23 protein-coding genes and 1 pseudogene are annotated in these 25,698 nt (G+C 68.1%); 17 read left to right on the top strand and 7 right to left on the bottom strand.

Annotated features, from left to right (window positions below; translation table 11 throughout):
• The first annotated feature begins 7 nt into the window (after positions 1-7).
• From guaA (BLR49_RS02485) to BLR49_RS02455, 9 genes are all read left to right on the top strand, one after another.
• On the top strand, positions 8-1,564 hold the full coding sequence (guaA, locus tag BLR49_RS02485; RefSeq protein WP_092533422.1) for a glutamine-hydrolyzing GMP synthase: 1,557 nt from the start codon (positions 8-10) through the stop codon (positions 1,562-1,564).
• Between the two features lie 276 nt (positions 1,565-1,840).
• A complete protein-coding gene (gene guaA, locus BLR49_RS02480; RefSeq protein WP_218121285.1) occupies positions 1,841-2,824 on the top strand; it encodes a glutamine-hydrolyzing GMP synthase in 984 nt (327 codons plus the stop codon).
• A gap of 32 nt (positions 2,825-2,856) precedes the next feature.
• Positions 2,857-3,594, top strand: a complete 738-nt coding sequence (locus BLR49_RS02475; RefSeq protein WP_245690324.1) for a Fic family protein — start codon at positions 2,857-2,859, stop codon at positions 3,592-3,594.
• 47 nt (positions 3,595-3,641) lie between these two features.
• Positions 3,642-4,154, top strand: a complete 513-nt coding sequence (locus BLR49_RS02470) for a GNAT family N-acetyltransferase (protein ID WP_092532779.1) — start codon at positions 3,642-3,644, stop codon at positions 4,152-4,154.
• 433 nt (positions 4,155-4,587) lie between these two features.
• Positions 4,588-4,908 carry an AAA family ATPase gene (locus tag BLR49_RS13560; RefSeq protein WP_245690322.1) on the top strand — a complete coding sequence of 107 codons (321 nt, stop codon included), beginning with the start codon at positions 4,588-4,590 and terminating at the stop codon, positions 4,906-4,908.
• Entirely contained in the window at positions 4,905-5,207 is a 303-nt protein-coding gene (locus BLR49_RS13555; protein ID WP_245690320.1) for a hypothetical protein, read from the top strand. The genes BLR49_RS13560 and BLR49_RS13555 overlap by 4 nt, the downstream gene beginning before the upstream one ends.
• Positions 5,113-5,778: an ATP-binding protein gene (locus tag BLR49_RS13550; protein ID WP_245690318.1), complete on the top strand. Its 666-nt coding sequence runs from the start codon at positions 5,113-5,115 to the stop codon at positions 5,776-5,778. Before BLR49_RS13555 ends, BLR49_RS13550 begins: the two co-directional genes overlap by 95 nt.
• A gap of 116 nt (positions 5,779-5,894) precedes the next feature.
• Positions 5,895-6,347: a zinc ribbon domain-containing protein gene (locus BLR49_RS02460; RefSeq protein ID WP_092532776.1), complete on the top strand. Its 453-nt coding sequence runs from the start codon at positions 5,895-5,897 to the stop codon at positions 6,345-6,347.
• 236 nt (positions 6,348-6,583) lie between these two features.
• Positions 6,584-7,843, top strand: coding sequence for an ATP-binding protein (locus tag BLR49_RS02455; protein ID WP_092532773.1), 1,260 nt, complete (start codon positions 6,584-6,586; stop codon positions 7,841-7,843).
• A gap of 4 nt (positions 7,844-7,847) precedes the next feature.
• On the opposite strand, the pseudogene dpaL reads toward BLR49_RS02455, so the two are convergent.
• From dpaL to BLR49_RS02440, 3 genes and pseudogenes are all read right to left on the bottom strand, one after another.
• Positions 7,848-8,930, bottom strand: a pseudogene (dpaL, locus tag BLR49_RS02450) (diaminopropionate ammonia-lyase); the annotation flags it as partial.
• Positions 8,931-9,513: 583 nt separating this feature from the next.
• Positions 9,514-10,356, bottom strand: a complete 843-nt coding sequence (locus BLR49_RS02445) for an aldo/keto reductase (protein ID WP_092532770.1) — start codon at positions 10,354-10,356, stop codon at positions 9,514-9,516.
• Positions 10,357-10,371: 15 nt separating this feature from the next.
• Complete coding sequence (locus BLR49_RS02440; protein ID WP_092532766.1) at positions 10,372-10,980, bottom strand: NAD(P)H-binding protein; 609 nt, start codon at positions 10,978-10,980, stop codon at positions 10,372-10,374.
• A 118-nt stretch (positions 10,981-11,098) separates the two neighbouring features.
• Between BLR49_RS02440 and BLR49_RS02435 the strand changes: the two genes are divergently transcribed.
• From BLR49_RS02435 to BLR49_RS02410, 6 genes are all read left to right on the top strand, one after another.
• Entirely contained in the window at positions 11,099-11,875 is a 777-nt protein-coding gene (locus tag BLR49_RS02435; RefSeq protein ID WP_092532763.1) for an SDR family NAD(P)-dependent oxidoreductase, read from the top strand.
• A gap of 44 nt (positions 11,876-11,919) precedes the next feature.
• Positions 11,920-12,411: a MarR family winged helix-turn-helix transcriptional regulator gene (locus BLR49_RS02430; protein WP_176765743.1), complete on the top strand. Its 492-nt coding sequence runs from the start codon at positions 11,920-11,922 to the stop codon at positions 12,409-12,411.
• Positions 12,412-12,606: 195 nt separating this feature from the next.
• Positions 12,607-13,071, top strand: coding sequence for a MarR family winged helix-turn-helix transcriptional regulator (locus BLR49_RS02425; RefSeq protein WP_092532757.1), 465 nt, complete (start codon positions 12,607-12,609; stop codon positions 13,069-13,071).
• Positions 13,061-15,349: an ATP-binding cassette domain-containing protein gene (locus BLR49_RS02420; protein ID WP_092532754.1), complete on the top strand. Its 2,289-nt coding sequence runs from the start codon at positions 13,061-13,063 to the stop codon at positions 15,347-15,349. The genes BLR49_RS02425 and BLR49_RS02420 overlap by 11 nt, the downstream gene beginning before the upstream one ends.
• Before the next feature lie 136 nt (positions 15,350-15,485).
• Positions 15,486-16,496 (top strand): aldo/keto reductase, encoded by a 1,011-nt coding sequence (locus BLR49_RS02415; RefSeq protein ID WP_092532751.1) that lies wholly within the window; start codon positions 15,486-15,488, stop codon positions 16,494-16,496.
• Between the two features lie 343 nt (positions 16,497-16,839).
• On the top strand, positions 16,840-18,342 hold the full coding sequence (locus BLR49_RS02410) for an ATP-binding cassette domain-containing protein (protein ID WP_092532748.1): 1,503 nt from the start codon (positions 16,840-16,842) through the stop codon (positions 18,340-18,342).
• Positions 18,343-18,444: 102 nt separating this feature from the next.
• On the opposite strand, the gene BLR49_RS02405 is transcribed toward BLR49_RS02410, so the two are convergent.
• From BLR49_RS02405 to BLR49_RS02395, 3 genes are read right to left on the bottom strand one after another with little or no spacing between them, the layout of a single operon-like run.
• Positions 18,445-19,560: an ABC transporter substrate-binding protein gene (locus BLR49_RS02405; protein WP_176765742.1), complete on the bottom strand. Its 1,116-nt coding sequence runs from the start codon at positions 19,558-19,560 to the stop codon at positions 18,445-18,447.
• Between the two features lie 49 nt (positions 19,561-19,609).
• Positions 19,610-20,593 carry an ABC transporter permease gene (locus BLR49_RS02400; RefSeq protein ID WP_092532742.1) on the bottom strand — a complete coding sequence of 328 codons (984 nt, stop codon included), beginning with the start codon at positions 20,591-20,593 and terminating at the stop codon, positions 19,610-19,612.
• The gene (locus BLR49_RS02395) at positions 20,590-22,104 is read right to left on the bottom strand and encodes a sugar ABC transporter ATP-binding protein (protein ID WP_092532740.1); all 1,515 of its coding nucleotides are present in this window, start codon (positions 22,102-22,104) and stop codon (positions 20,590-20,592) included. Before BLR49_RS02395 ends, BLR49_RS02400 begins: the two co-directional genes overlap by 4 nt.
• Before the next feature lie 256 nt (positions 22,105-22,360).
• On the opposite strand from BLR49_RS02395, the gene BLR49_RS02390 reads away from it, so the two are divergent.
• On the top strand, positions 22,361-23,371 hold the full coding sequence (locus tag BLR49_RS02390) for a LacI family DNA-binding transcriptional regulator (protein WP_092532737.1): 1,011 nt from the start codon (positions 22,361-22,363) through the stop codon (positions 23,369-23,371).
• A 119-nt stretch (positions 23,372-23,490) separates the two neighbouring features.
• On the opposite strand, the gene BLR49_RS02385 is transcribed toward BLR49_RS02390, so the two are convergent.
• Positions 23,491-24,423, bottom strand: coding sequence for a LysR family transcriptional regulator (locus BLR49_RS02385; protein ID WP_092533416.1), 933 nt, complete (start codon positions 24,421-24,423; stop codon positions 23,491-23,493).
• Between the two features lie 155 nt (positions 24,424-24,578).
• Between BLR49_RS02385 and BLR49_RS02380 the strand changes: the two genes are divergently transcribed.
• Positions 24,579-25,562 carry an alpha/beta hydrolase gene (locus tag BLR49_RS02380; RefSeq protein ID WP_092532734.1) on the top strand — a complete coding sequence of 328 codons (984 nt, stop codon included), beginning with the start codon at positions 24,579-24,581 and terminating at the stop codon, positions 25,560-25,562.
• The last annotated feature ends 136 nt before the right edge of the window (positions 25,563-25,698 follow it).

Here is a 25,698-nt window from a genome sequence, read left to right as displayed (position 1 = left end):
GGGCCGGATCGGCCCCGTCCTCGTGGTGGACTTCGGCGCCCAGTACGCCCAGCTGATAGCCCGCCGCGTGCGCGAGGCCAGCGTCTACTCCGAGATCGTGCCGCACAGCATGTCGGCGGCGGACATGCTCGCCAAGCGGCCGGCCGCCATCATCCTGTCCGGCGGGCCCGCCTCGGTGTATGCCGACGGCGCCCCCGGGGTCGACCCCGCCCTGTTCGACGCGGGCGTGCCCGTGCTGGGTATCTGCTACGGCTTCCAGACCATGGCCCAGGCCCTCGGCGGCACCGTCGGGCGCACCGGCACCCGCGAGTACGGGCACACCGACGCCGACGTCGCCTCCGGCTCCCGCCTGTTCGCCGGCACACCCGCCCGGCAGGCGGTGTGGATGAGCCACGGCGACGCCGTGCAGGCCGCCCCGGACGGCTTCGCCGTCACCGCCTCCACCGCTCAGACGCCGGTGGCCGCCTTCGAGGACCCCGCCCGGCGGCTGTACGGGCTGCAGTGGCATCCCGAGGTCATGCACTCCCAGTTCGGTCAGCGAGCCCTGGAGAACTTCCTGCATGACGGCGCCGGCATCCCCGCCACCTGGACGCCGGGCAACATCATCGACGAGCAGGTCGAGGCCATCCGGGAGCGGGTGGGCGACGCCCACGTCATCTGCGGCCTGTCCGGCGGCGTCGACTCCTCCGTGGCCGCGGCCCTGGTGCACCGGGCCATCGGGGACCAGCTGACCTGCATCTTCGTGGACCACGGCCTGCTGCGCGCAGGCGAGCGCGAGCAGGTGGAGCGCGACTACGCCCAGGGCATGGGCATCCGCGTGATCACCGTGGACGAGTCCGAGCGCTTCCTGACCGCGCTCGCGGGCGTCGCCGAGCCCGAGGCCAAGCGCAAGATCATCGGCCGGGAGTTCATCCGCTCCTTCGAGGCCGCCCAGCGGCGCGTGATCGCGCAGGTCGGCGCCGCCGGCGGCGAGATCAAGTTCCTGGTGCAGGGCACGCTGTACCCGGACGTGGTGGAGTCCGGCGGCGGTGAGGGCGCCGCGAACATCAAGAGCCACCACAATGTGGGCGGGCTGCCCGAGGATCTGGACTTCGAGCTGATCGAGCCGCTGCGGGCGCTGTTCAAGGACGAGGTGCGCGCGATCGGGCGGGAGCTGGGCGTGCCCGAGGGGATCGTGGCCCGCCAGCCCTTCCCCGGGCCGGGCCTGGGCATTCGCGTCATTGGTGAGGTGACGGCGGAGAACCTGCGGATCCTGCGGGCCGCGGACGGCATCGCCCGCGAGGAGCTGACGGCGGCCGGGCTGGATAAGGAGATCTGGCAGTGCCCGGTGGTGCTGCTGGCCGGCGTGAGGTCCGTGGGCGTGCAGGGCGACGGGCGCACATACGGGCATCCGGTGGTGCTGCGGCCGGTGAGCAGTGAGGACGCGATGACGGCGGACTGGACGCGTCTGCCCTACGACGTGCTGGCCCGCATCTCCACCCGCATCACCAACGCCGTCCCGGAGGTCAACCGCGTGGTGCTGGACGTGACCAGCAAGCCCCCCGCCACCATCGAGTGGGAGTAGTGGCTGACGTCTCCCTGACTGCCAGCCGCCGCCAGCGCATGGAGCGGAAGTGTCAATATCGATGACAAACCCTCCCGATGCCGGCGAGAGTCGGCCTGGCGCCCGCATGATTCCAACGTTTTGTTCGCTGTCGCCAACGCCCCTGGACGCGTTTGTCATCGATTTTGACATCTTGGGCATCGACTCATCGGGAGGGGGCGGCTTCTTCCGCGCCGTCTCGGGGATGGCAGTAGAGTCGGGCGCGAACCCGCGCACGCGACGACGAAGGAGACCGCAGTGGACTTCACCTCCAACCAGCGCCCCGCCGACATGGATCGCATCACCACCCCCGAGCTGGCGGACGCCTTCATCGCCGAGGCCGTCGAGGCCGTGCGCACGCAGGTGGGTGACGGCAAGGTGCTGCTGGCCCTGTCCGGCGGCGTCGACTCCTCCGTCGTCGCCGCCCTGCTCATCAAGGCGATCGGCAAGCAGCTGATCAGCGTCCACGTCAACCACGGCCTGATGCGCAAGGGCGAGTCCGAGCAGGTGATCGAGGTCTTCCGGGACGGGCTGGACGCCAACCTCGTCTACGTCGACGCCGCCGACCGGTTCCTGAACCTGCTGGCGGGCGTGGCCGAGCCCGAGGCCAAGCGCAAGCTCATCGGGGCGGAGTTCATCAACGTCTTCGCCGAGGAGGCCGCAAAGCTTGAGGGCGTCGGCTTCCTGGGGCAGGGCACCATCTACCCCGACATCCTTGAGTCCGCCGACGGCGTGAAGGCCCACCACAACGTCGGCGGCCTGCCCGAGGACATGGACTTCGAGCTGGTGGAGCCCGTCAAGCTGCTGTACAAGGACGAGGTGCGCGTGGTCGGCCGCCGGCTCGGCCTGCCGCAGTCCATGGTGGAGCGCCAGCCCTTCCCCGGCCCGGGGCTGGGGGTGCGCTGCCTGGGCGCGATCACCCGCGACCGCCTGGAGGCGCTGCGCGAGGCCGACGCCGTCGTCCGCGAGGAGATCGAGGCCGCCGGCCAGGACATCTGGCAGTACTTCTGCGTGGTGCCCGACATGCGTGCCACCGGCGTGCGCGACGGCAAGCGCGCCTTCGACTGGCCCGTCATCATCCGCTGCGTCAACACCGTCGACGCCATGACCGCCGAGGTGCCCGAGCTCGACTGGCCGCTGCTGCGGCGGATCACCGACCGTATCCTGGCCGAGGTCCCCGGCGTGTGCCGCGTCGCCTACGACCTGACCCCCAAGCCCATCGGCACCATCGAGTGGGAGTAACACCATGGGGAGTACACGTGCCTGGCGTCGCCGTGACCACGCCTGAGTCACCGCTGCTCGCCCGGCTGCGGGCGGAGAAGGCGGATAGGATCAAGGGCGGCATCTACCACCGCCTCCAGATCGACCTCACCTACTCCTCGAACCGGATCGAGGGCAGTCTGCTCTCCGAGGACCAGACCCGCCTCATCTTTGAGACCCGCACGCTCGATGCCTCCGAAGGCTCCGTGCGCGTCGACGACGTCGTCGAGACCTCCAACCACTTCCGCGCCATCGACGCCGTAATTGACCACGCGGGTGAGCCGCTCACCGAGGACGCGCTCAAGCGCCTGCATGGCATTCTCAAGGTGGCGACCGGCGACGCCGCCAAGGAGTGGTTCGCCGTCGGCGACTATAAGCGCGTGCCCAACGAGGTCTCCGGGATGCCGACGACGCGGCCTGAGGAGGTGCCCGAGGCGATAGGTGCGCTCCTGGCCCACTACCGTCCGGCTGAGCGACACGCCCTGGAGGAGATCATCGACATGCACGTGCGCTTCGAGCGCATCCACCCCTTCCAGGACGGCAACGGCCGGGTCGGGAGGCTGATCATGCTGGGTGAGTGTTTGGCGAGTGACGTCGTGCCCTTCGTCATCACCGATGACATGAAGGGCTTCTACTACCGGGGCCTGCGCGAATGGGACTCGCAGCCGGGATTCCTCCTGGAGACCTGCCGTGCTGCGCAGGACCGTTTCAAACAGCACCTCGACTACTTCCGCATCCCCTACACCGGCTGAGCGTCCGGCATGCCGCAGAAGCAGCGCTTCACCTACAATCGCACCCGATGACGATCAAAGACGACGCCGTAGTAATACGGCCCCTGCGGCCCGAGGAGACGCCTCTGCTGGAGGACTTCCTGCTGGAGGCCGTCTACGTGCCCGAGGACTTCACCGGGCAGGTGCCGCGCAGCGTCATCTACGACGACCCCATGTGCCGCGCCCACTTCGAGGGCTTTGGAACCCTTCCGGACGACCGGGCGCTGGTCGCGGAAGTCGATGGCCGAGTAGTGGGCGCCTGCTGGGTGCGTACCACGAAGGGCTATGGGCACCTGGACGCCTCCACGCCGGCGTTCTCGATTTCCCTGTACCGGGAGTACCGGGGCCGGGGAATCGGCACGCGCATGATGCAGCGCATGCTTCAGGAACTGCGGGAGGCGGGCTGTGCGCGTGCCTCGCTCGGCGTCGTCAAGGCCAACCGGGCCGTGCACCTGTATGAGCGGCTGGGCTTCCGCATCGTCGGCGACGGCTTCGATGAGACCGAGTGGCTGATGGTGTGCGAGCTGGCCGCGCCGGAGTAGCCGGCCGACTGGACGTCGGTGCTGCGGCACCGTCGTTCGTCAAGGAACTGCGTGAGCGGCGCGCATCAACAGGCAGTTCTTCTGCCGCTACTGTCCGGCCACCGAGTACTTGCTCGCGGAGGTTCAGGAGCGCTCCTCCCGCCCCGGTCGTGGTTGCAGGCGGGGCGCGAAGCTCGTGTCGGGGTACCGGGTGGAGCACCCGGATCCCGCGCGTGAATTGGTGGTATCGGTCGGCTGTTGTGCTTTGCTGCGCCGCTCCCGAACGCCAACTGTCCAGTTGAAGCGGCGCCAAATGCCGGGTCGAAATGGCGCCAACTCCCGGATTGAGGTGGGCCTTGCGCTGCATTGCAGGAGGAAGCTGATGGCTGATGTGAGCTGCCGTCCTCGTGTCGTTGACGCCCCCGTTGACGGTGTCCTGGGGTACTCAGGCGGTTTGCTGATTGAGGGTGTGCGCGCCTGTGGCAAGACCATGACCGGGCTGCAGCATGCGGCCTCGGAAGTGACGCTGGACTCCGGCCTGCCGCAGATCCGCGCCGCGCTGGACCTCGACCCCGCGCTGCTGTTGGACGGCGATACCCCCAGGCTGATCGATGAGTGGCAGCTCGCGCCGGACCTGTGGAACGCAGTCCGTAGGGAGATCGACGCCAGGCGGAGCCCGGGGCAGTTCATTCTCACCGGGTCCTCTGTCCCCGCCGAGGATGCGACGCGCTGCTCCGGCGCCACCGCATCTCCAGGGTGCGGATGCGACCCATGACCCTGTTCGAGCGCGGTCTGGGCGGCGGGGACGTCTCGCTGGCGGCTCTGTTCAACGGTGACGGTCCGGAACCCGTGCTCGAATCCGGCACGAGCGTCCGGGAGGCCCTGGACGCGCTAATACACGGCGGCCGGCCGGGCGACCTCGATGCGTCCGCCGCTCAGGCGCAGCGGCATCTGCGCGACTATGTGGAGGACGTCGTCAATGTCGACGTGGGGCGACTCGACGGGGAGCCCCCGTCGCGACCCGATCCGGCTGCAGGCGCTGCTGCGCTCACTGGCGCGCCATATCGCCACTGAGGCCTCGTTCGCCACCATCGCCAGGGACGTGACGGCGCGGACGCTGAGCGCGGAGACCGCCGTCGGTTATGTGAACGCGCTCAAGCGGCTGTTCATCGTAGAGGAGCAGCCCGCATGGACCCCGCACCTGCGCTCTCGCTATGCAGTGCGCACCTCGTCGAAGCTCCACTTCGTGGACCCCGCCCTGGCGGCTGCCATCACCGCGACCTCGGTGGAGCGGCTCATGCAGGACCTGGAGACGGCGGGGCTGTGGTTCGAATCCCAGGTCGTCCAGCACCTGCGGACCTTCGCCGAGCTGCGGGGCGGGCGTGTGTACCACTACCGGGACAAGTCCGGCAAGGAGGTCGACGCCGTCGTTGAGTTCGATGACGGACGCTGGGCCGCATTCGAGCTCAAGCTCGGCCAGCGGCAGATCCCGAAGGGACGGGCGTCGCTCGCGGCCTTCGTCGCGGATATCGACGTCGAGCGCACGCCGGCGCCGGTCTTCACCGCTGTCGTGACCGCGGACGGGCCGACCATGCGACTGCCCGACGGCGTCCTCACCTTCCCACTGCACGCGCTGCGCCCGTAAACGGCGTCGGGCTGGCGCCGCGTTGTGATGCAACAACCTGTTGCTCGACGGGATCGGGGCTCTGTGGTGTTCTTGTGCTGCGGCGCGGTTGGTGTGCCGCGGAACAGGAGAACGACATGACAATCGGAGAAATCATCGCCGACGTCCGGGGGGCGCGGGGGATGACTCAGGGGGAGCTCGCGGATCGGGTTATGGTGACCCGGCAGGCGGTCTCGCGCTGGGAGACTGGCGCCACCACCCCGGGCATCGACATGTGCAAGCTGCTGGCCGCCGCGCTCGACGTGCCGGTCACCCGCCTGCTCGAGGCTCCGCCCGGCCCGCACTGCCAGAGCTGCGGCATGCCCATTCCAAGGGAGGGGCAGCACGGCAGCGAGGCCAATGGGACCAGGTCCGAGGACTACTGTTCCATGTGCTACCAGGACGGCGCCTTTGTCGGTCCGGAGACGTTGGAGGACCTGATTGAGCACAGCGCACCGTACGTGTCCGAGAGCGCGCACATCACGGAGGACGAGGCCGTCTCCTACCTGAGTGCGGTCCTGCCCCAGCTGCGCCGCTGGAAGGAGCAGTAGGTCGCGGGCGGCAGCCCGGCCGGCGGCGCCGGCTCGGGCTGCGGAGGTGGCGACTCGTGCAGGCGCCCGTCATCGCTGCGGCTGGCGGCGCCGCACCGTCCAACTCACGCAACGAAACCCGTCCAACTGACGCAACAGAATCGGTCCAACTCACGCAATGAAACCCGTCCGACTCACGCAATCGGCTAGGCTTAGAGGCGGAGACATGCGGGTTTCGCAAGCCGGAGGAGGAACTGATGCGTTATCTGCCGCGTGTGGCAGATGACCTGCTCGCCGTCGCCCTAGCAACTAGTGGTGCCGTGCAGGTCAGGGGTCCGAAGTGGTGCGGCAAGACCGCCACATCCCTGCAGCAGGCCGGCAGCGTCATCTACATGCAGGATCCCGATCGCAGCCAGTCCTACATCGCTCTCGCGGATGCCAAGCCCTCCGCGCTGCTGGAGGGGGCCACTCCGCGGCTCATTGACGAGTGGCAGATGGCGCCACAGCTGTGGGACGCCGTCCGCTTCGCCGTCGACCGCCGCGGGGAGCCCGGGCAGTTCATCCTCACCGGCTCGGCCGCGCCGACCGCCCAGGGCGCGCACTCCGGCGTTGGGCGGATCGCTACCCTCGTCATGCGGACCATGGCGCTCTTCGAGTCGGAGGAGTCCACCGGGCAGGTGTCCCTGCGGGCGCTCTTCGATGGGGAGGCGGAGGTCGCGGGTGTCAGCGCATTAGACGTGGAAGACATAGCGCGGATTCTGTGCCGCGGCGGCTGGCCCGCCGCCGTCACCGCAGGTGCGACGGCGTCGCCCGGACGCCTGGCGCGCAACTATGTAGAGGGCCTGATCGACTCCGATGTCGCCCGCATGGACGGCGTCTCCCGCAACTCGACGCGTATGCGCGCACTCATGCGCGCCTACGCCCGCCACGTCTCCACCCGGGCCGCGCAGGCCACGATCGCCGCGGACCTCGCCGTCGACGATGCCACCATGGCGCCCAACACCGTCAGCGACTACCTCGGCGCGTTGTCGCGTGCCTACGTGATTGAGGACCTGCCCGCCTGGACTCCCGCGCTGCGTTCGAAGACCGCAATCCGAACCAGCCCGACGCGTCATTTCGTGGACCCGTCAATCGGTGCGGCCGTCATGCGGTGGGCGCCGGCCGACCTGCTGCGCGACTTCGAGGCCTTCGGACTGCAGTTCGAGTCGCTGTGCGTGCGCGACCTAAGGGTCTACGCCGAGGCCAACGACGGGACGCTCTTCCACTACCGTGACAAGACCGGGCTGGAGGCCGACGCCGTCGTTGTCCTCGCCGACGGACGGTGGGCGCCGCTGGAGGTGAAGCTCGGTTCGCGCCAACTCGACGACGCCGCCGCCCACCTGCGGCGGCTGCGCGATCGCGTGGATACAGCCCGCATGGGGGAGCCCTCCTTCCTCGCCGTGATCACCGCGGGCGCCACCGCCTACCGGCGTGACGACGGCGTGCTCGTCATCCCCCTGGCCTGCTTGCGCCACTGACCGCTTACGCGCTCGCGTAGCGGCCGTCCCACACCACTCGGCGGTAGTTGTCCCGGTCCGTGTCGCCCTCGGTGGAGATGCACAGGACCCGCGCGTCCGCCCCGAGGCGCAGGTCGCGCCGCAGGTCGGCATAGCAGTCCCTCCGCAGAAGCTCGGTGACGGTGCCCCGCGAGGCGGCCCCGCTCTCGCCGGAGATGATCGGCCGGTCGCCGGTAAGCGGATTACCCAGGATGCGCATGCCGGTTGCCGCGACCTCATCGGGGACGGCGAGGAAGGCGTCGGCGTGCTGGCGCAGAATCTCCCAGCCGATGCCGCAGGGCTCCCCGCAGCACAGTCCCGCCATGATGGTTTGTGGTTCTTTGACCGCGTGGAGCCGCCCGTCGTCGGCGGCCGCGGTGCGGTACAGACAGTCCGCCCCGTCCGGCTCCACGATCGCGATCAGTGGTCGCTCCAGCCCATAGCAGTCGGCTAGGAATGCGGCCATTGCGCCCGCCATCGAGCCCACGCCCGCCTGCAGGAACACGTGCGTAGGCCGGACGCCGCCCAGCTGCTCCATGATTTCCGCCCCCATGGTGGTGTAGCCCTCCATGATCCAGCCTGGGATCTGCTCATAGCCGGGCCAGGACGTGTCCTGCACCAGGATCCAGCCGCGCTCCTGGGCGTGCGCGGCGGCGAGCCGGACGGCGTCGTCATAGACCAGGTCGGTGATGCAGGCCTCGGCGCCCAGGGCGCGGATGTTCTCCAGCCGCTCCCGTGCACTGCCCCGGGGCATGTACACCACGCTCTTGTGGCCGAGGCGGTTAGCCGTCCAGGACACGCCGCGCCCATGATTTCCGTCCGTCGCGGTCACGAAGGTGAGCGTGCCGAGCGCTTCACGGGTATCGCTGCTCGTGAGCACGGGGTAGGGGAGCTCGGACAGTTCCTGGCCCAGGCGCTGCGCGAGCACGCGCCCCATGGCGTAGCTGCCGCCCAGGACCTTGAAGGCGTTGAGCCCGAAGCGACTGCTCTCATCCTTGACGTACGGCGAGGAGACACCCAAATGCGCAGCCAAGTGATCCAGGCTGATCATCGGCGTCTCCCGGTACTCCGGGAGGCTGCGGCACTAGGCACGTGCGCGCTCGGCGGTCTCCAGGCTGTAGCGGTGGACCGATGCGTCGGGGGTGGCACGCTTGTTACTCAGGGCAGCGTTGATCATGCCCACGTCCTGCTCCTTCGCGATTGGCGCTGCTGTGCTATCGGATACTGCTTGAGGGGCTGGTTTTCAAGGGATTGTTAACGTTGTCCTGGACCATAACCGGCGCTTCCGGTTTGAGGGCGTGGTAGTTCAGGCCGAGATTGCGGTGGGCTCGTCCACAACGCGGGGTTTGGCCCCCAGGGGCACAGGGCGGCTGTCGGACACGCCTTCCCTGGCAGCTGGGGGACGGGTTCCTTCGCACTGCCAAACACCGGCGAGGTTGGAGGAGGCGCCACGCCGCACCCTCAAACACGAAGAGCCGGTCAAATTCGGGAACGTTGTTCCCGAAATCCGCCACCGTGCTGTGGATGCGACCGGCGGTTATGTGGCCATCTGGACGATCGACATCGCCATGTGCGTCTTCGCCAGCGCGATGAGCCTGCGCATCCGCGACGCCGCAGAGCCCGCCGCCGGGTGACGGGCTCCGCAGTGCCCGTCACCAGGTGATGGCCGACGCGGCGAGCGTCGCATCCTGCGGGTTGCCGATCATCGGACGATCGGTGTCGATGGAGGCGAGGGCGGTCATCTCGGCCCCGGTCAGCTCGAAGTCGAACACGTCCAGGTTCTCGGCCATACGCTCGGCGTGAGTCGACTTGGGAATGACGCCGATGCCGCGCTGAATCATGAAGCGCAGCGCCACCTGGCGCGGCGTCTTGCCGTGCGCCCGTGCAGCCGCGGTCACCTCGGGCAGGTTGAACATCTCATTCGCCCGGCCCTGCCCGAAGGGCGCGTACGCCTGGTGGGCGATACCCTTGTCAGCCATGAGCTCATGAAGAGCGTTCTGCTGGGCGAGCAGATTCGTCTCCACCTGGTTGACGGCGGGCACGACCTCGTTGAACTCGATGAGGTCGATCAGCTGGCTGGGCGCGTAGTTGGACACGCCGATGGCGCGCGTCCGCCCGTCCCGCTGGAGCTCTTCGAGTGCGCGCCACGCGGCATAGGTGTTGCCGAATGGCCAGTGCAGCAGGACCAGGTCCACGTAGTCGGTGCCCAGGCGGCGCAGGGATGCCTCCAATGACGCCAGCGAGGAGTCGCGCTCGTAGTTGCGGAACCAGAGCTTGGTGGTGATGAAGAGTTCTTCGCGCGGCACACCGCAGCGCGCGATGCCGGCGCCGACCGCCTCCTCGTTGCCGTAGGCCTGCGCGGTGTCGATGAGCCGATAGCCTGTCGCGACGGCTTCAACCACGCAGCGCTCGCACTCGGCGGGATCGGTGATCTGATAGGTGCCGAAGCCGATGATCGGCATCTCGACACCGTTGTTCAAGGTGATGGTCTGCATGTGCTCTGCTCCTGTTCACTTGCGGGTGATGGCGATGCTTTCGTGGAGGTGAGTCGTCTCGTCCTTAAGCAGGTTCATGACGAACCCGACGACCGAGGGAATGGTGGTGTGATAACGGGCCACGGGCGCGCCCTTGGGGGTGAGCACCACGTCGTCGGCATCGCCGTCCCGGAGGAAACCCGGCCGCAGGATCGTGTAGTCGAGGTCGCTGGCCTCAACGATGCCGACGGCGTCGCGATTAGGCACCTGCTTCGGCTCATGGGCGACGTTATGGCGGATGCCGTCCGGTGCGGAGATCTCGTTGTAGATGCCGACTGCGCCGGTGAATATCAGCCGCTTGATGCCGAGCCGATCCATGACGGTAACGAGATTCTCGGCAATTCGGGGCAGGTCGCTCCCGGGGATTGCGCAGATCACCGCGTGCTGGCCCGTGAGCACGTGCTCCAGCGCGTCGATGTCGCCGACGTCTGCGGACAGGAAGCGCGATCCCTCCTGGTTCTCGGGTGCCCGCCGCGCGACCCGTGTCAGGTTGAGCGCGGGGTCCGCCTGGATCGCGCGCGACAGTGCGGAGCCGAGCTTGCCGGTAGCCCCCAGCACGGCAACGTTGCGAGTCATTGTGGTCATGTCCAGGCGCTCCTGTCTCTAAGGTGTGGTGAGCGGCTATCTTGCGGTTGCAACATTATAGTTCACCAGCCTAGGCTTGAGAAGCATTCGTGGCAAGGGCGCGCTGGGGAGGAACGGCATGAACGCGGAATTGGAGGGTGCGACGGCCCTCGTTGTCGGGGCGGCCTCGGGAATCGGCCGGGCCTGTGCGGAGGCCTTCGCTCGCGAGGGTGCGGCTGTTGTCTTAGCAGACATTCGGGTGCAAGCAGTTCGCGCCCTGGCGGAACAGATCACGGCGGACGGTGGCAGGGCGGCGGCCGTATCCTGCGACGTGACCAGCGAGGAACAGGTCGAGGCCGCTGTCGGTACCGCCGTGGAGCTGTTCGACAGGCTGGATATTGCCGCCAACATCGCCGGAGTGCAGTCCGAACACCGGGAACTTGCTGACCTTCCCGCCGAGGAGTTCGATCGGGTGATGAAGATCAATCTCTACGGCGCATTCTTCTGCACGAAACACGAACTGCGTGTTATGCGGGAGCAGGCGCCCGACGCCTCCGGCTCGCGGGGAGTGATCGTCAACTGCTCATCGCAAGGCGGACTGCGCGGCATTCCCACCATCGGTGCCTACACGGCGAGTAAGCACGGGGTGCTGGGACTGACCAAGTCGGCTGCGCTTGAGTACGCCGCTCGGGGAATACGGGTCAACGCGGTATGCCCCGGTACTTGTGACACGCCTATGGTGGCCGGCGCCGCCGCTGATGCACCCGCGCATATTCGCGCAATCGTGGACGCGATCCCGGTCGGCCGCATGGGACGAGCCGCCGAGATCGCGCAGACGGTAGTGTGGCTCGCCAGTCCGGCGGCGGGATTCGTGGTCGGGCAGGCGATCATCGCCGACGGCGGCTGGTCGGTCTGATGGAGCTGCCGACTGCGCCGGGGATACGGAGGGGAGATTCGGACATGGAGACATATGTCCCGACACCGGCCAACGCCCTGGGCAATCGCATCGACGCGGCGGTGGCCATGCTCTACCGGCGTACCTTCTCCTATGTGTCGCGCGAACTCGCCGGGGAAGGCTTTGGGTCCGGCAAGCAGGCCGTCATTCGGATACTGGACACCGAGGACGGCATCACGCAGACCGCTGTGGCGGACCGCGGGGCCTTAGATGCGGGCAATGTCGCGCGCATAGTCGCCGCCTTGGAGGCTGACGGGTACGTGCGCCGCGAGCGCGATACGACCGCACTGCACGCCTACAGGGTGTTTCTCACCGAGCGCGGGCGGGCGGCTGCGGTGCGCATGCACGAGGTGGTCGATGCGTGGAATGCGACCTGTTATGCAGACCTGTCGTTGGAGGAGATGGCCGCGCTGGCGCGGAGGCTCGAGTGCCTGGCGGCGCGCGCCGATGAGATCTGGCACCGCCATGACCGCAGCGGATCGCTGACCGAGTCGTAGAGGTGCAGGATGCGGTGGAGACGAGTCGGCGCTCGACTTCTGCAATCCGGATGGACCCGCCGTTAGGTCGGCACTGCATACATGTTGGAGTGTTGCTCGATGTGGGAGGTGATGGTGAGTATCTGAAAGTAGGCGCCTCATGGTAGTGTCCGATTTCGGAAACTGCGCTCGGGGCGACATGAACGGGAGGCCGACATGGGTGGCGGCGCCAGGGAATACCTGGACACCATGGGCAGGCAGGACAAGCAGTTCGCCGCCCTCTACCGGCAGGCGGCGGCGGCCTTCGGCATCTCGGAGTGTGCCATGTGGGTGCTCTACTTCATCCGGATCGCGGAAACGCCCCTGACCCAGCACGAGCTCATCGAGTTGATGATGTTCCCCAAGCAGACCATCAACTCCGCGGTCTTCTCCCTGGTCAAGCGCGGCTACCTGCGACTGGAGCCGATACCGGGCACGCACAACCGCAAGCACGTGCAACTGACGCCCGCCGGGGAGGCATTCGCGCGCTCCACCGTGGAGCGGCTCATCAGGGCGGAGGAGCAGGCCGTAACCGCCATGGGCCTGCAACGGGCGGAGCGCTACGTGGCCCTGCGCAATGAGTTCCTGGATGCGCTGCACAGCGAGTTCGAACGCGAGGAGGTACTTGACCATGGCGCATGATCCCGCCGCGAACAGCATCGAGGTCATCGGCGCCGCCGAGAACAACCTCAAGCACGTCGACGTAACGATCCCCAAGGGCAGGCTGGTGGTGTTCGCCGGCGTCTCCGGCTCGGGCAAGAGTTCCCTTGCCTTCGACACGCTCGCCGTCGAGTCCGCCCGCCAGTGGCAGTCCTCCTACCCGCTGTACCTGCGCAACAAGAAGCCTCACTACGAGCGTCCCAAGGCTGACGAGTTGCGCAACCTGACCCCGGCGATCGTCGTCGACCAGCGGCCGGTCGGTACCAGCGCCCGCTCCACCGTCGGCACGGCCGTCGACGTCGCCCCACTGATGCGTCTGCTGTTCTCGCGCGTGGGCGAGCCCAGCGCCGGCGGCTCCATGGCCTACTCCTTCAACCATCCTCTGGGGATGTGCCCGGAGTGCACCGGCTTGGGGGAGCGGCTGGTGCTCGATGAGGACACGCTCTTCGACGTCGACAAGACCCTTGCCGAGGGCGCCATCCGCTTCAGCCAGTTCTCCTCCGGCTGGCAGACCTACCTCTACCAGGCTAACCCGCTGCTGGACCCGCACAAGAAGCTGCGCGACTTCACCGCCGAGGAATGGCGCACACTGCGCGAGGGCTCCCCGCAGCCGCTCAAGGTGGAGATCCGCTCCAACAACACCGGCCGGGTGGACACCGTCGACTACGAGGGCGTCATCCCGCGCTTCAACAGGCTCTACCTGAACCGCGACATCTCCAAGCTCCGCAAGAGCCTGCAGGAGGAGATCCGCGCGCACGTGCACCAGGGGCCGTGTGCGGCCTGCGGCGGCACCGGCCTGAACCCGAAGGCGCTCGCCTCCCGCATCAACGGGCACAACATCGTGGACCTGTCTGATCTGCCGGTGCGCGACCTGATCCCCATCCTGGGGCGGATCTGCGATCCGCGCGGCACCTCCCTGGCTGCCCAGATCACCGCCTACCTCGAGCGCATGGTCGACGTCGGCATCGGCTACCTCTCGCTCTCACGGCGCACGGACACCCTCTCCGGCGGAGAGGCGCAGCGCATCAAGATGGTCCGCAACCTGGGCAGCAGCCTGGCGGACATCACCTACATCTTCGATGAGCCCACCGCTGGCCTGCACCCGGCCGACGCGGAACGCATAGGCCGCCTCCTGATCAGCCTGCGCGAGCGGCACAACAACGTGCTGATCGTCGAGCACAGCCGCCAGATGTTCCAGCTCGCCGACCACATCATCGAGCTCGGCCCGGCAGCCGGCGAGCACGGCGGGAGGATCGTCTACCAGGGGGATCTCGCCGGCCTGGCCGATGCAGATACCGCTACGGCCCGGGCCCTGCGTCGGCCCGTGGAGATCAACCCCGCCCCGCTTCCCTGGAGCGAGGGCTTTGAGATCACCGACGCCCACTGCCACAACCTCAAACACGTGAACGTCACCATCCCCAAGGGCGTTCTCACTGCCGTCACCGGGGTGGCAGGTTCCGGCAAGAGCTCGCTGGCCACCTATGAGCTCGCCGCCCGCCGCCCCGAGGCGATCACCATCGACCAGAAGCCCATTGGCACCTCCATCCGGTCCACCCCGGCCACCTACACCGGGGCGATGGACGAGATCCGCAAGCTGTTCGCTCGCGCCAACGGTGTGGGCGCCGGCTGGTTCAGTTTCAACTCCAAGGGTGCCTGCCTGGTTTGTAAGGGCAAGGGCAAGGTCACCTACGACATGGCCTTCGCCGAACCCGTAGAGGTCCCCTGCGAGGAGTGCGGGGGACACCGCTACAACCCCACTGCGCTGAGCTACACCTACAAGGGCAGGAACATTGAGACGGTCATGGCCCTGACCATCGAGCAGGCCCTGAGCTTCTTCGACGACGAGCGGGTGCGCCGCCCGCTGCGCACCATGGCCGACGTCGGACTCGGCTACCTCACGCTCGGGCAGCCCACCTCCACGCTGTCCGGCGGCGAGGTCCAGCGGGTCAAGCTCTCCAGCGAGCTGCACAAGCGCGGCAACGTCTACATCCTGGACGAACCCAGCACCGGCCTGCACAACAATGACCTGGCCGAGCTGCTGGCCCTGCTGCGGCAACTGGTCGACGGTGGCAACACTGTGGTGATCGTCGAGCACCGGCTGGAAATGATCGCCCAGGCCGACTGGGTCATCGACATGGGGCCCGCCGGCGGCAGCGAGGGTGGGCAGGTGCTCTTCACCGGCACGCCCGCAGAGCTGATGGCGTGCCCCGACTCCCGTACCGGTGCCTACCTGGCCGCCGCCGCGGAGGCTCGCGCCTAGCGGTTTCGCCGGCATGGGGGATCTGTCAGGTCCTGGCTGCGCGCCCCGGTTCCGGGGCAGGCTGGGCGGTAGGACGGCAGCGGCGTCGTCGTCCCGCGTACCTGGCGCGCCACCGAACTGTTAAGGAGAACCGCACATGGAGTACACCAAGCTCGGAACCACGGACATCACCATCCCCCGCCTGTGCATCGGTGGCATGAGCTTCGGGAAGGTCTTCCCCGACTTCCACCAGTGGGTGATCGACCAGAACGCCACCCAGGCCGTCATCGCCCGCGCGCTGGAGCTGGGGGTGAACTTCTTCGACACCGCCAACGTCTACGCCCGTGGCACCAGTGAGGAGTTCATCGGCGCCTCCCTGAAGAACCTCGGCGTCAAGCGTGAGGACGTGGTACTCGCCTCCAAGGTCTACTTCAATGAGGGACACCTGTGCCGGGAGGCGATCAACCGTGAGATCGAGGGCACCCTGAGGCGCCTGGGCACCGACTACCTGGACCTGTACATCATCCACCGCTTCGACTACGACACCCCGATCGAGGAGACCATGGAGGCGCTGGACGGCCTGGTGAAGGCCGGCAAGGTCCGCGCCCTGGGCGCCTCGGCCATGTATGGCTACCAGCTGCACAACCTGCAGCTGGCCGCCGACGCGGGCGGCTGGACCCGCTTCGCCTCCATGCAGAACCACTACAACCTGCTCTACCGGGAGGACGAGCGCGAGCTGATCCCCGTGTGCCAGCAGTACGGCATGTCGCTGACCCCGTACAGCCCGCTCGCTTCTGGCCACCTGACCCGCCCCACTTGGGACTCCGACTCGGTGCGCTCCACCACGGACGCCACCATGCGCTCCAAGTACGACCGCGACCGCGAGATCGACATGCCCATTGTGGCGCGCGTCGCCGAGACCGCCGAGAAGCACGGCGTGCCCATGGCGGATGTGGCGCTGGCCTGGCACTGGGCGCGGGGCGTGGCCGCGCCGATCGTCGGCTGCTCGCGGCCCAGCCGGGTCGACGACGCCGTGCGCGCCCTGGACCTGAAGCTCACCGCCGAGGAGGTCGCCTACCTGGAGGAGCCCTACCAGCCCCACGAGCTGGTCGGCCCGCTCGCCCGCCCCGGCGACAAGCCGCTCGCCGGCACCGCCGTCCTCAAGTAGCGGCAACTGCGGGTGCGCCCGCCCGAGAGGCCACCGGGCGGGCGCAGTATCCGTGGAAAGCCTGGACGAAGGCGCGCGCGGTCGGTAACGTCGGGCGCATGAGGAAGTAGCGATGCCCCACGGACGCACGGAACAGATCCCACCCATGAGGCCGTGCCCGGGGTGCAGCATCGCTGACCTCCATACCGACCAGCCGCATCCCCGATCCCCGCGATGGCGGCGGATATAGGTGCCGTCCCCGCGTCGCGCCAACTGGTGGTGGTCCATGAGGACGGCCTAGTCGGAACGCACCTCGAGAGCAGCCTGCACCGCCGCACGGTCTCCCAATCCAAAGGAGGCCCGTATGCAACTGACCCTCTCCGCCATCGAGTACACCTACCCCGGCGCCGCCGCCCCGGCACTGGTGGGCGTCACCGCCGCCTTCCCGGTCGGCTGGACCGGCGTCGTCGGCGACAACGGCTGCGGCAAGACCACCCTCGCCCGCATCGCCTGCGGCCAGCTGGCACCTGACGCCGGCGCGCTGTTCCCGCAGTCTCAGCAGCTGGTGACCCACTACTGCGCCCAGGACGCCACCGCACCGCCGCCGACGCTGATGGACTTCGCCTGCGCCTACGACGAGGTCGCCATGCGGCTGCGGCGCGACCTCGGCGTCGATGACGACTGGGCCTGGCGCTACGACGCGCTCTCGGGCGGCCAGCGCAAACTGGTCCAGATCGCCTGTGCCCTGTGGGAGCAACCGGACGTGCTGGTGGTGGACGAGCCGACCAACCACGCCGACGCCGCCGCCCGCGCGGCCATCCGCACCGCCCTGGGGCGCTTCGGCGGCGTCGGCGTCCTCATCTCCCACGACCGCGCCCTGCTGGACGCCCTGTGCACCCAGTGCCTGTTCATGACCGCCGGCACCGGTGTGATGCGCCCGGGCGGATACACGCGGGCCGCCGACCAGGCCGAGCAGGAGCGGGAGTTCGCCGTCCAGCAGCGCGAGCAGGCCCGGCGCGAGCAGAGGCGCCTGGCCCGGGAGACCCAGCGGCGGCGCGAGGAGGCCTCCCGCACCGCCTCCCGCCGCTCCGGCCGCAACATCGCCAAGCACGACAACGACGCCCGCTTCCGCCGCCGACTGGCCGTGGTCACCGGGCAGGACGGCAAGGCCGGGCGCCTCGCCTCCCGCATGGAGGCCCGGCTCGCCCGCGCCGACGCCGCGCTGGAGGCCATCAGGATCGACAAGCGCTACGACGCCGACGTGTGGGTCGACGCCGCCCCGAGCCGTCGGCCGGTGCTGCTGCGCACCGGGCCGCTGACGCTGTCCCTGGAGGAGACGACGACGCTACGCACCCCGGCGCTGCACCTGGACAGTGGCGACCATGTGGCGCTGGTGGGTGACAACGGCACCGGCAAGACCACGCTCGTCCGCACCCTGCTGGAGCGTCTGCCGGACGGCACTGCGTGCTTGTACGTGCCCCAGGAGCCCGACCGGGCGGTGCAGGAGGCGACGCTGGCGCGCCTGGCGGGGCTCGGCGATGAACAACGCGGTCGGGTGCTGTCGATCGTGGCCAGGCTCAACTCCTCTCCGGAGCGGGTCCTGGAGGGGGAGGTGGTCAGTCCCGGAGAGATGCGCAAGCTCATGCTCGCGCTCGGCGTCCTCGACCGCCCGGAGCTCATTGTCATGGACGAGCCCACCAACCACTTGGACCTCGGCTCCATCCGGGCGCTGGAGCGGATGCTGGCGGCATTCCCGGGGGCGCTGCTGCTCGTCTCCCACGACGCAGCCCTGGTGGAGGCCACTACCTCCATCACCTGGCGGATTCACCGGAACGCCGCAGGAGAGCTGCACTTGCTTGTCGAGTAGGTGGGAGTCTCTCCAAGACGCGGGCGGTGGCCGCCTACGGGGAAACCACGTGGTGGCCGGACGGCGCATTGCCGCCCGGCCGCCGCGCCGTCAAGGAACCGGTCAGTCGTACAGCAGCACGGAGATGTCCTCGTCGTCGATGTTGGAGGAGTCGTACCAGTGCGAGCCGGTGTCCACGTCCTCGACGCTCTCTCCGTTGGCAGCCTTCACTGCCAGGGCGACCGCCTGGTACCCCATCTGGTAGGGGTCCTGGGTGACCGAGCCGAGGAAGGCGCCCGAGCGCACGGCGTCCTTCTGGGAGGTGCCGGCGTCGAAGCCGACTACCAGCAGATCCTTGTACCGGCCGGAGTCGCGGTCCAGCTGGGAGGCGTCCGCGGTGGCGCTGATGACGCCGTTGACCGCGTCCTGGTTCGCGGCGAACAGCGCCACCAGGCCATCGGTGGACAGGATCGAGGTGGCGGCGGACTGGATGTCCGCCTGACTGGTGGTGGGCGGCACGGTGACGACGATCTTGACCTTGGCGGGGTTGGAGGACGGCGTGGTCCAGCGCTGCTGCCCGGAGATGTCGACCGCACCTGCCAGGCCGTCGAGCTTCTCCAACTCGGTGACCAGGGTGGCGGTGAAGCCGTCCACGCGCTGGACGATTGAGCCGGAGGTCGAGTCCTGCGCGAGCACGCCGATGACGGCGGGTGAGTCGGCGCTCGCGGAGGCCAGGGCGGCTTGCAAGTCGGTGTTGGCGGCGAGGTTGGTGGCCACATTGCCGCCGGCCACTTCGTTGTCCGTCGTGGCCGTTGCCAGCACCGCACCGGAGGCGTCGTCGGGCACGCCCGAGTCGAAACCGATCACCGGGATGTTCTGGTTCTTGGCGTTCACCAGGGCGTCCTGGACGGCGTCGGGCTGGCAGGCCGCCAGGGCGATGGCGGCCGGCCGCTGGTTGACCGCCGACGCGAGCTGCTCCACCTGCTGGGAGACATTGCTCTCCGCGTCGGGGCCGTTGGTCTCCAGGTCCACGCCGAGCTCGTCGGCGGCGTCCTGCGCGCCCTTGAAGGCGGCCTGATAGAACTGGTTCTGGTAGCTCTTGGAGATGATGATGACCTTCATCTTGCCGTCCGAGCTCGCGGAACCGCCGTCGTCGCTGCACGCGGCGAGCAGTGAGAGCGAGCAGGCGGAGGCGAGCGCCGCGGTCAGAGCGGACCTGCGGGTGAGGGTGATGGCCATGGTGTGGTTTCCTTTCATGGGGTGGGGCGGTGGAATGCGGAGGTTGGGGTCAGGCGCGGCCGGCGCGGCGGGTGCGGATGACGTCGAGCAGCACCGCGAGCACCACGACGACGCCGATCAGGACCTGCTGCCACTGCACGGGCAGTCCCATGGACAGCAGCCCGGTCTTGAGTACGGAGATGACGAAGACGCCGATGATGGTTCCCCACAGGGAGCCGACGCCTCCCGCCAGGGAGGTGCCGCCGATGACGCAGGCGGCAATGGCGTACATCTCCTGACCGTTGCCGGTCTGTGGGGTGATGGAGGAGAAGGTGGCCGCGTAGATGACGCCGGCCAGCCCGCAGAAGAAGCCGTTGAGCACGTAGACCCAGAACTTCCAGCGGGAGACCACCACGCCCGACAGCTCGACGGCCTCCTCGTTGGAGCCGATGGCGTAGGTGTAGCGGCCCAGCTTGGTGCGGGTGAGGATGAACCAGGCGATTACGAAGAATGCGGCCAGCCAGAGGATGCCCACGGGCAGGTTTCCGGCCTTGTACAGGACCGTCTTGAACCAGCCGTCCTCGGAGGTGAGGCTGGGGTAGGTCTGCGTCTGCACCTGGGCGATGACCGCGCACAGGCCCAGCGAGGCGAACTGCATGCCGAGCGTGGCGATGAACGGCGGGATGTGCAGGAAGCCGACCAGGATCCCGTTGCCGATGCCGAAGGCGATCCCGGTGGCCAGCACCACCAGCAGCGCGAGGCCGATCGGCAGGTGCCAGACGTTGTAGGCCACGCCCCCTACCAGGGCGGAGCCGACCATGACCGTCCCGGAGGACAGGTCGATGCCTGCGGTGATGATCACGAAGGTCATGCCGATGGCCAGGAAGCCGATGTAGTAGGAGGAGTCGAGGATCGACACGAAGGTGCTGGGGGACAGGAAGTGGTTGCCGAATACGGCGAAGAATGCGTACAGAATCACGAGCGCGGCCAGCGCCATGAGCTGCTGCATCGGTAGTGCGCGCAGCGGGTTGTTCTTGGTGACGTTAGTGCTCATGCTGCACGACCTGCTTCCTGCTTGGTGGCCAGTTCCATGATCTTGATCTGTGTTGCCTCGGAGGCGTCGAGCTCTCCGGTCTTGCGTCCCTCGCGCATGACGACCACGCGATCGGACAGGTGGAGGACCTCATCGAGGTCGGAGGAGACGAGGATGATCGACTTGCCCTGCGCCACCAGGTCGCGCATGAGCTGGTAGATCTCTGCGCGCGCACCGATGTCGATCCCGCGGGTCGGCTCGTCGAAGATGAGCACGTCGACGTCGCGCAGCAGCCACTTGGCCAGAACCACCTTCTGCTGGTTGCCGCCGGAGAGGTTGCGCACGCGCTGGCGGGTGGAGGGGGTCTTGATGCGCAGCATGTCCACGTACTTGCGGGTCGCCCGTTGCACCGCGCGCTCGTGCACGACCGTCGCGGTGGTGAAGGCGTCGTAGGAGGCCAGCACCGTGTTGTCCGAGACGGACAGGCCGGTGACCAGGCCGAAGCGCTTGCGGTCCTCGGACAGGTAGGCGATGCCCGCCCGGATCGCGTCCTTGGGGCGGCGGAAAGACACCTCGGTGCCGTTGACCTCCAGCCTCCCGGAGGTGGGGCGATCCGCGCCGGCAATGATCCGCATGGTCTCGGTGCGGCCCGCTCCCACGAGTCCGGCGAAGCCGAGGATCTCGCCACGATGCAGGGTGAAGGAGACGTCCTTGACGTCGCCGGAGGCCAGATGCTCGGCCCGCATGACGACGGGTGCGTCCGGTGCCACCTCGGAGCGGGTCTTCGGGGTGTTGACCACCTGGCGCCCGACCATCATCTCGATGATCTGATCGAGGTTCGTCTCGGCGGCGGTGAGCGTGCCGACGTGGGTGCCGTCGCGCAGCACCGTGATCCGGTCGGCTACGGCCATGACCTCGTGCATGCGGTGGGAGATGTACACGATCGCCACGCCGCGGTCGCGCAGGCGCTTCACGCGCTGAAGCAGTTCGGCGCTCTCGGCCTCCGACAGCGCCGCCGTGGGCTCGTCCAGGATGAGTACCCTGGTGGACTCAAAGGACAGTGCGCGCACGATCTCCACCAACTGTGCCTTGGAGACCGACAGGTCGCGCAGCAGGGTCCGCGGGTCGACGTCGACCTCGTGCTCCGCGAGCAGGTCCCGGGCTCGCCGGTTCAGTGCGCGGTCGGAGATCAGCAGGGAGGAGGACTCCCGACCGATGAAGATGTTCTGTGCCACGGTCAGGTCGGCCATCATGTTCAGTTCCTGATGGACGATGGCGATGCCGGCCTGTTGTGCGTCACGGATGGAGTGGAAGGCGGCGGGGGCGCCGTCGTACTCGTAGGTGCCCTCGAAGTCCGGGTGGATGCCGGTGAGGATCTTTACCAGCGTGGACTTCCCGGCGCCGTTCTCGCCCACGAGGGCGTGCACCTCGCCGGGGAGCAGGTCGAAGGAAACGCCGCTGAGCGCCTGCACTCCGGGGAATGACTTGGAGACGTCTATGAGTCTCAGGCGTGGTGGCCGTGGTGGTGCCATATCTGCTCCATTGCTTTTCGTGGTCCGCGCTCGACGCTGCGGGCGCGGGTGGGAGAGCCGCCGGGGCGACTGTTGGGGTTGGGTTATTGGAGCGCTGCCAAGTGGCGGCGTTCCAGTACTGACAACGATGTCAATCGCGAGTCCGATGGTACGGTTGGTTCCCGTTCGGGTCAAGTGCGTTTCGAGAATTGGGGAGGAGACAGTGGGGTCATACTCGTCAGCCGGTTCGACGCCTGGGGTGCAGCGGCGCGCCACCATGAAGCAGGTCGCGCGCCTGGCGGGGGTAGGGGTCAAGACGGTTTCGCGCGTCGTCAACGGTGAGCCCAATGTCGCCGACGCCACGGCCGAGCGCGTGTGGGACGCGGTGCGGGAGCTGGACTACCACGTGGATCTGCGGGCGGGCAGCCTGCGGCGGCCCGGCGGGGCGACGCGTACGATCGCGCTGCTGGTCGGCAGCGTCGACAATCCCTTCGCCGGAGAACTGCACCGCGGGGTGGAGGACGTGGCACGCGAGCACGACGTCGCGGTGCTGGCCTCCAGCCTGGACGAGGAGCCGGTGCGCGAGGTGGCGGCGGTTGAGGACTCCATCAGGCGCCACGTGGACGGCATCATTGTCAACACCACCACGGTGGACGGCGCCGCACTCGAACGCGTGCTGCACCTGGGCGTGCCGATTGTCTTCGTGGATCGCGCCCCGCACAACGTGGAGGCGGACAGGGTCACGAGCGACACCCGGGCCGCCGCGAAGCGGGCAACGCTGCATCTGCTCCAGCGCGGGCACACCCGCATCGCCCTGCTGACAGAGCGCCTCAACGTCGCCACCGCGGTGGAGCGCTGGGAGGGATTCTCCGCCGCATTCGAGCAGTTCGGTGCCGACGCCGATGGTGCGGTCCTCGTCTCGGGGCTGGTGGGCGCGGCTGCGTCCGAGCGGGCTGTCCTTGAGCTCATGAACGGCCCGCAACCGCCCACGGCGATCTTCAGTGGGCAGAATCTGCTCACCGAGGGGGCACTGCACGCGCTGCACGTGCTGGGTCTGCGTGACCGGATTGCGCACGTCGGCTTCGACGACCTGCCGCTGGCGGACATGCTCCAGCCCGCGCTGACGGTGGTGCGGCAGGACCCGCGGCGCATGGGAAGGGTGGCTGCGCAGCGGCTGTTCCTCCGCCTGGAGGGTGAGCGGCCGGCGCCGGAGCACATTGTGATTCCCACCCAGTTCCTGATACGTGGCAGTGGGGAGATCGCTCCTCGGCGAGACCGGCACAAGTGACGTGCTGCAACCGGAGCACGGCACACTATGCGCTCGGGGGAGCCGTCTGGGTGGCTCGCGGTGAGCTGCCGGTGTCGGTCGCGACGGGAGGTGCTGATGTCTGCAGGGACAGTGAAGTACTAGTCATTCCCGTCGCGTTTGTTCCCTCGGCCGGCGTCCGTGCCGTCGTCGGCCAGTGAGGCCCGCAGCCGGGTCAGAAAGCGCTCAGCGATGGGGGAGAGGGCCTGCTGCCGGCGCCAGATCAGATACATCCGGGACTCGAGCGCCGGGGCCAGCGGCCGGAAGACCAGGCCGCTGGACGTGCTCGTGTCGGTCAGGCGGTCGAAGGTGAGCAGGTAGCCCAGGCCCTCGCGCGCGAACACCGAGCCGTTGTAGGGCAGGCGGAAGGTGCCCTCCAGGTGTAAGTCCGCCATACGCCCTCCGGCCCAGGCGGGGATGTCCCGGGACCAGGACTGCTCGGAGCAGAACAGCGGCAGCCCTACCAGGTCCTCCACGGTGATGGCAGCCTCTCCGGCCAGGGCGTCGTCGCGCCGCATGACCACGCCCCACCTGTCCGCCACGGGCAGGGGCAGGGCCTCGTACCGGCTGAAGCGTTCGCCGTCGGGCTCCTCCACGATGGCGGCGAAGTCGAGCAGGCCCCGGTCCAGCTTCTCCGTTACCTGCTCGGTGTCGCCGCTGGTGATGTGGTAGTGGAGTCCGGGGCACTCCTGCTTCAGGAGCTTGAGCTGACGGGCGAGCAGGCCCACCTGGTAGGACTCGGCCAGTCCCAGATAGAGGTCGCCGCCGGTGATGTCGCCCAGGGCGAGGAAGTCGTTCTCGATGCGGTCCGCCAGGCCGATGAGGTCCTCGGCCCGCTCCCGCAGCAGTCGGCCCTCCGCGGTGAGCTCGATGCTGAAGGAGTGTCTGACGAACAGCTTGTGCCCCAGCTCCCGCTCCAGCGCCTTCATCTGCTTCGAGAGTGTCGGCTGGGACACGTGCAGCTGGGTGGCGGCCCGGGTCATGTTCTCCTCGCGGGCGACGGCGGCGAAGTAGCGCAGCGTACGGATTTCCATGTCGAACATGATATGCCAGTATGGAATGTCAAGTATGACAAACAGTCATTAGCGTCATCTCATCCGCGCGGTTAATTTGGATACCGGAGGCGCCGCGGCACCGTGCCGGAGCGCCACAGATACGCATAAGATCCGAAGAAACGGAGCATCAGGACATGAGCACAGAGAACCTCAAGCTGACTCAGGAGTGGGACAAGGTCTTCCCCCAGTCCGACGCCGTGGACCATGAGAAGGTCGCCTTCCACACCCGCTTCGGCATCACCCTCGCCGCCGACCTGTACAAGCCCAAGGATGCGAGCGGCCCCCTGCCCGCACTGGCCGTGGCCGGTCCCTTCGGAGCCGTCAAGGAGCAGTCCAGCGGTCTGTACGCACAGACCATGGCCGAGCGCGGCTTCGTCACCATCGCCTTCGACCCGTCCTTCACCGGTGAGTCCGGCGGCACGCCCCGCTACATGAACTCCCCGGACATCAACATCGAGGACTTCCAGGCCGCCGTCGACTACCTGTCCGTGCGTGAGGATGTTGACGCCGAGCGCATAGGCATCATCGGCATCTGCGGTTGGGGCGGCATGGCCCTGGCCGCCGCAGCCGCCGACCCGCGCATCAAGGCCACCGTGTCCTCCACCATGTACGACCTGAGCCGCGTGGCCGCCAAGGGCTACTTCGACTCCGCCGACTCCGCCGAGTCGCGCAACCAGATGCGCGCAACCGTTGCCGCCCAGCGCACCGCCGACTACCGCTCCGGCACCTACGCCCTTGCCGGCGGCGTGGTGGATCCGCTGCCCGAGGACGCCCCCGACTTCGTCAAGGACTACCACGCCTACTACAAGACGCCCCGCGGCTACCACCCCCGCTCCCTGAACTCAAACGACGGGTGGGCCGTCATTGGTGGGTCGTCCCTCATGAACGCGACCCTGCTGGGCTGCATCGAGGAGATCGAGAACGCCGTCATGATCGTCCACGGGGAGGCGGCCCACTCCTACTACATGGGCAAGGACGCCTTCGCCCGACTCCAGGGTGACAACAAGGAGTTCGTCTCCATCGCCGGCGCCACTCACACCGACCTGTACGACGGCGGCGAGAACGGCGCCATCCCCTGGGAGAGGATCGCGGAGTTCCTGAGCGCCAACCTCGGCTGAGCTAGGCTCGCGGTTCGGGGCTGGGAACGACATGGCGTTCGGGGCGGCACACGGTGGGCCGCCCCGAACGCTCGGCCTCGGCCGACGATGCCTTCGCGGAGCTTGTCCGGGGTGACGTGCCGAGAGGAAAAAGTGT

Source organism: Actinomyces ruminicola (assembly GCF_900103885.1).
GTDB classification, from domain to species: Bacteria; Actinomycetota; Actinomycetes; order Actinomycetales; family Actinomycetaceae; genus Actinomyces; species Actinomyces ruminicola.
This window is presented reverse-complemented; position numbering and strand designations above follow the sequence as displayed.

Bases quoted from the DNA above. Each gene is read 5' to 3' on its own strand.
- BLR49_RS02415 (WP_092532751.1), top strand. From the start codon at position 15,486: ATGGAGTACACCAAGCTCGGAACCACGGACATCACCATCCCCCGCCTG.
- BLR49_RS02380 (WP_092532734.1), top strand. From the start codon at position 24,579: ATGAGCACAGAGAACCTCAAGCTGACTCAGGAGTGGGACAAGGTCTTC.
- BLR49_RS02410 (WP_092532748.1), top strand. From the start codon at position 16,840: ATGCAACTGACCCTCTCCGCCATCGAGTACACCTACCCCGGCGCCGCC.
- BLR49_RS13550 (WP_245690318.1), top strand. From the start codon at position 5,113: ATGTCGACGTGGGGCGACTCGACGGGGAGCCCCCGTCGCGACCCGATC.
- BLR49_RS02470 (WP_092532779.1), top strand. From the start codon at position 3,642: ATGACGATCAAAGACGACGCCGTAGTAATACGGCCCCTGCGGCCCGAG.
- BLR49_RS02445 (WP_092532770.1), bottom strand. From the start codon at position 10,356: ATGCAGACCATCACCTTGAACAACGGTGTCGAGATGCCGATCATCGGC.
- BLR49_RS02400 (WP_092532742.1), bottom strand. From the start codon at position 20,593: ATGAGCACTAACGTCACCAAGAACAACCCGCTGCGCGCACTACCGATG.
- BLR49_RS02395 (WP_092532740.1), bottom strand. From the start codon at position 22,104: ATGGCACCACCACGGCCACCACGCCTGAGACTCATAGACGTCTCCAAG.
- BLR49_RS02435 (WP_092532763.1), top strand. From the start codon at position 11,099: ATGAACGCGGAATTGGAGGGTGCGACGGCCCTCGTTGTCGGGGCGGCC.
- BLR49_RS02430 (WP_176765743.1), top strand. From the start codon at position 11,920: ATGGAGACATATGTCCCGACACCGGCCAACGCCCTGGGCAATCGCATC.
- BLR49_RS02420 (WP_092532754.1), top strand. From the start codon at position 13,061: ATGGCGCATGATCCCGCCGCGAACAGCATCGAGGTCATCGGCGCCGCC.
- BLR49_RS02440 (WP_092532766.1), bottom strand. From the start codon at position 10,980: ATGACCACAATGACTCGCAACGTTGCCGTGCTGGGGGCTACCGGCAAG.
- BLR49_RS02425 (WP_092532757.1), top strand. From the start codon at position 12,607: ATGGGTGGCGGCGCCAGGGAATACCTGGACACCATGGGCAGGCAGGAC.
- BLR49_RS02385 (WP_092533416.1), bottom strand. From the start codon at position 24,423: ATGGAAATCCGTACGCTGCGCTACTTCGCCGCCGTCGCCCGCGAGGAG.
- BLR49_RS02390 (WP_092532737.1), top strand. From the start codon at position 22,361: ATGAAGCAGGTCGCGCGCCTGGCGGGGGTAGGGGTCAAGACGGTTTCG.
- BLR49_RS13555 (WP_245690320.1), top strand. From the start codon at position 4,905: ATGACCCTGTTCGAGCGCGGTCTGGGCGGCGGGGACGTCTCGCTGGCG.
- BLR49_RS02405 (WP_176765742.1), bottom strand. From the start codon at position 19,560: ATGGCCATCACCCTCACCCGCAGGTCCGCTCTGACCGCGGCGCTCGCC.
- BLR49_RS02460 (WP_092532776.1), top strand. From the start codon at position 5,895: ATGACAATCGGAGAAATCATCGCCGACGTCCGGGGGGCGCGGGGGATG.
- BLR49_RS02455 (WP_092532773.1), top strand. From the start codon at position 6,584: ATGCGTTATCTGCCGCGTGTGGCAGATGACCTGCTCGCCGTCGCCCTA.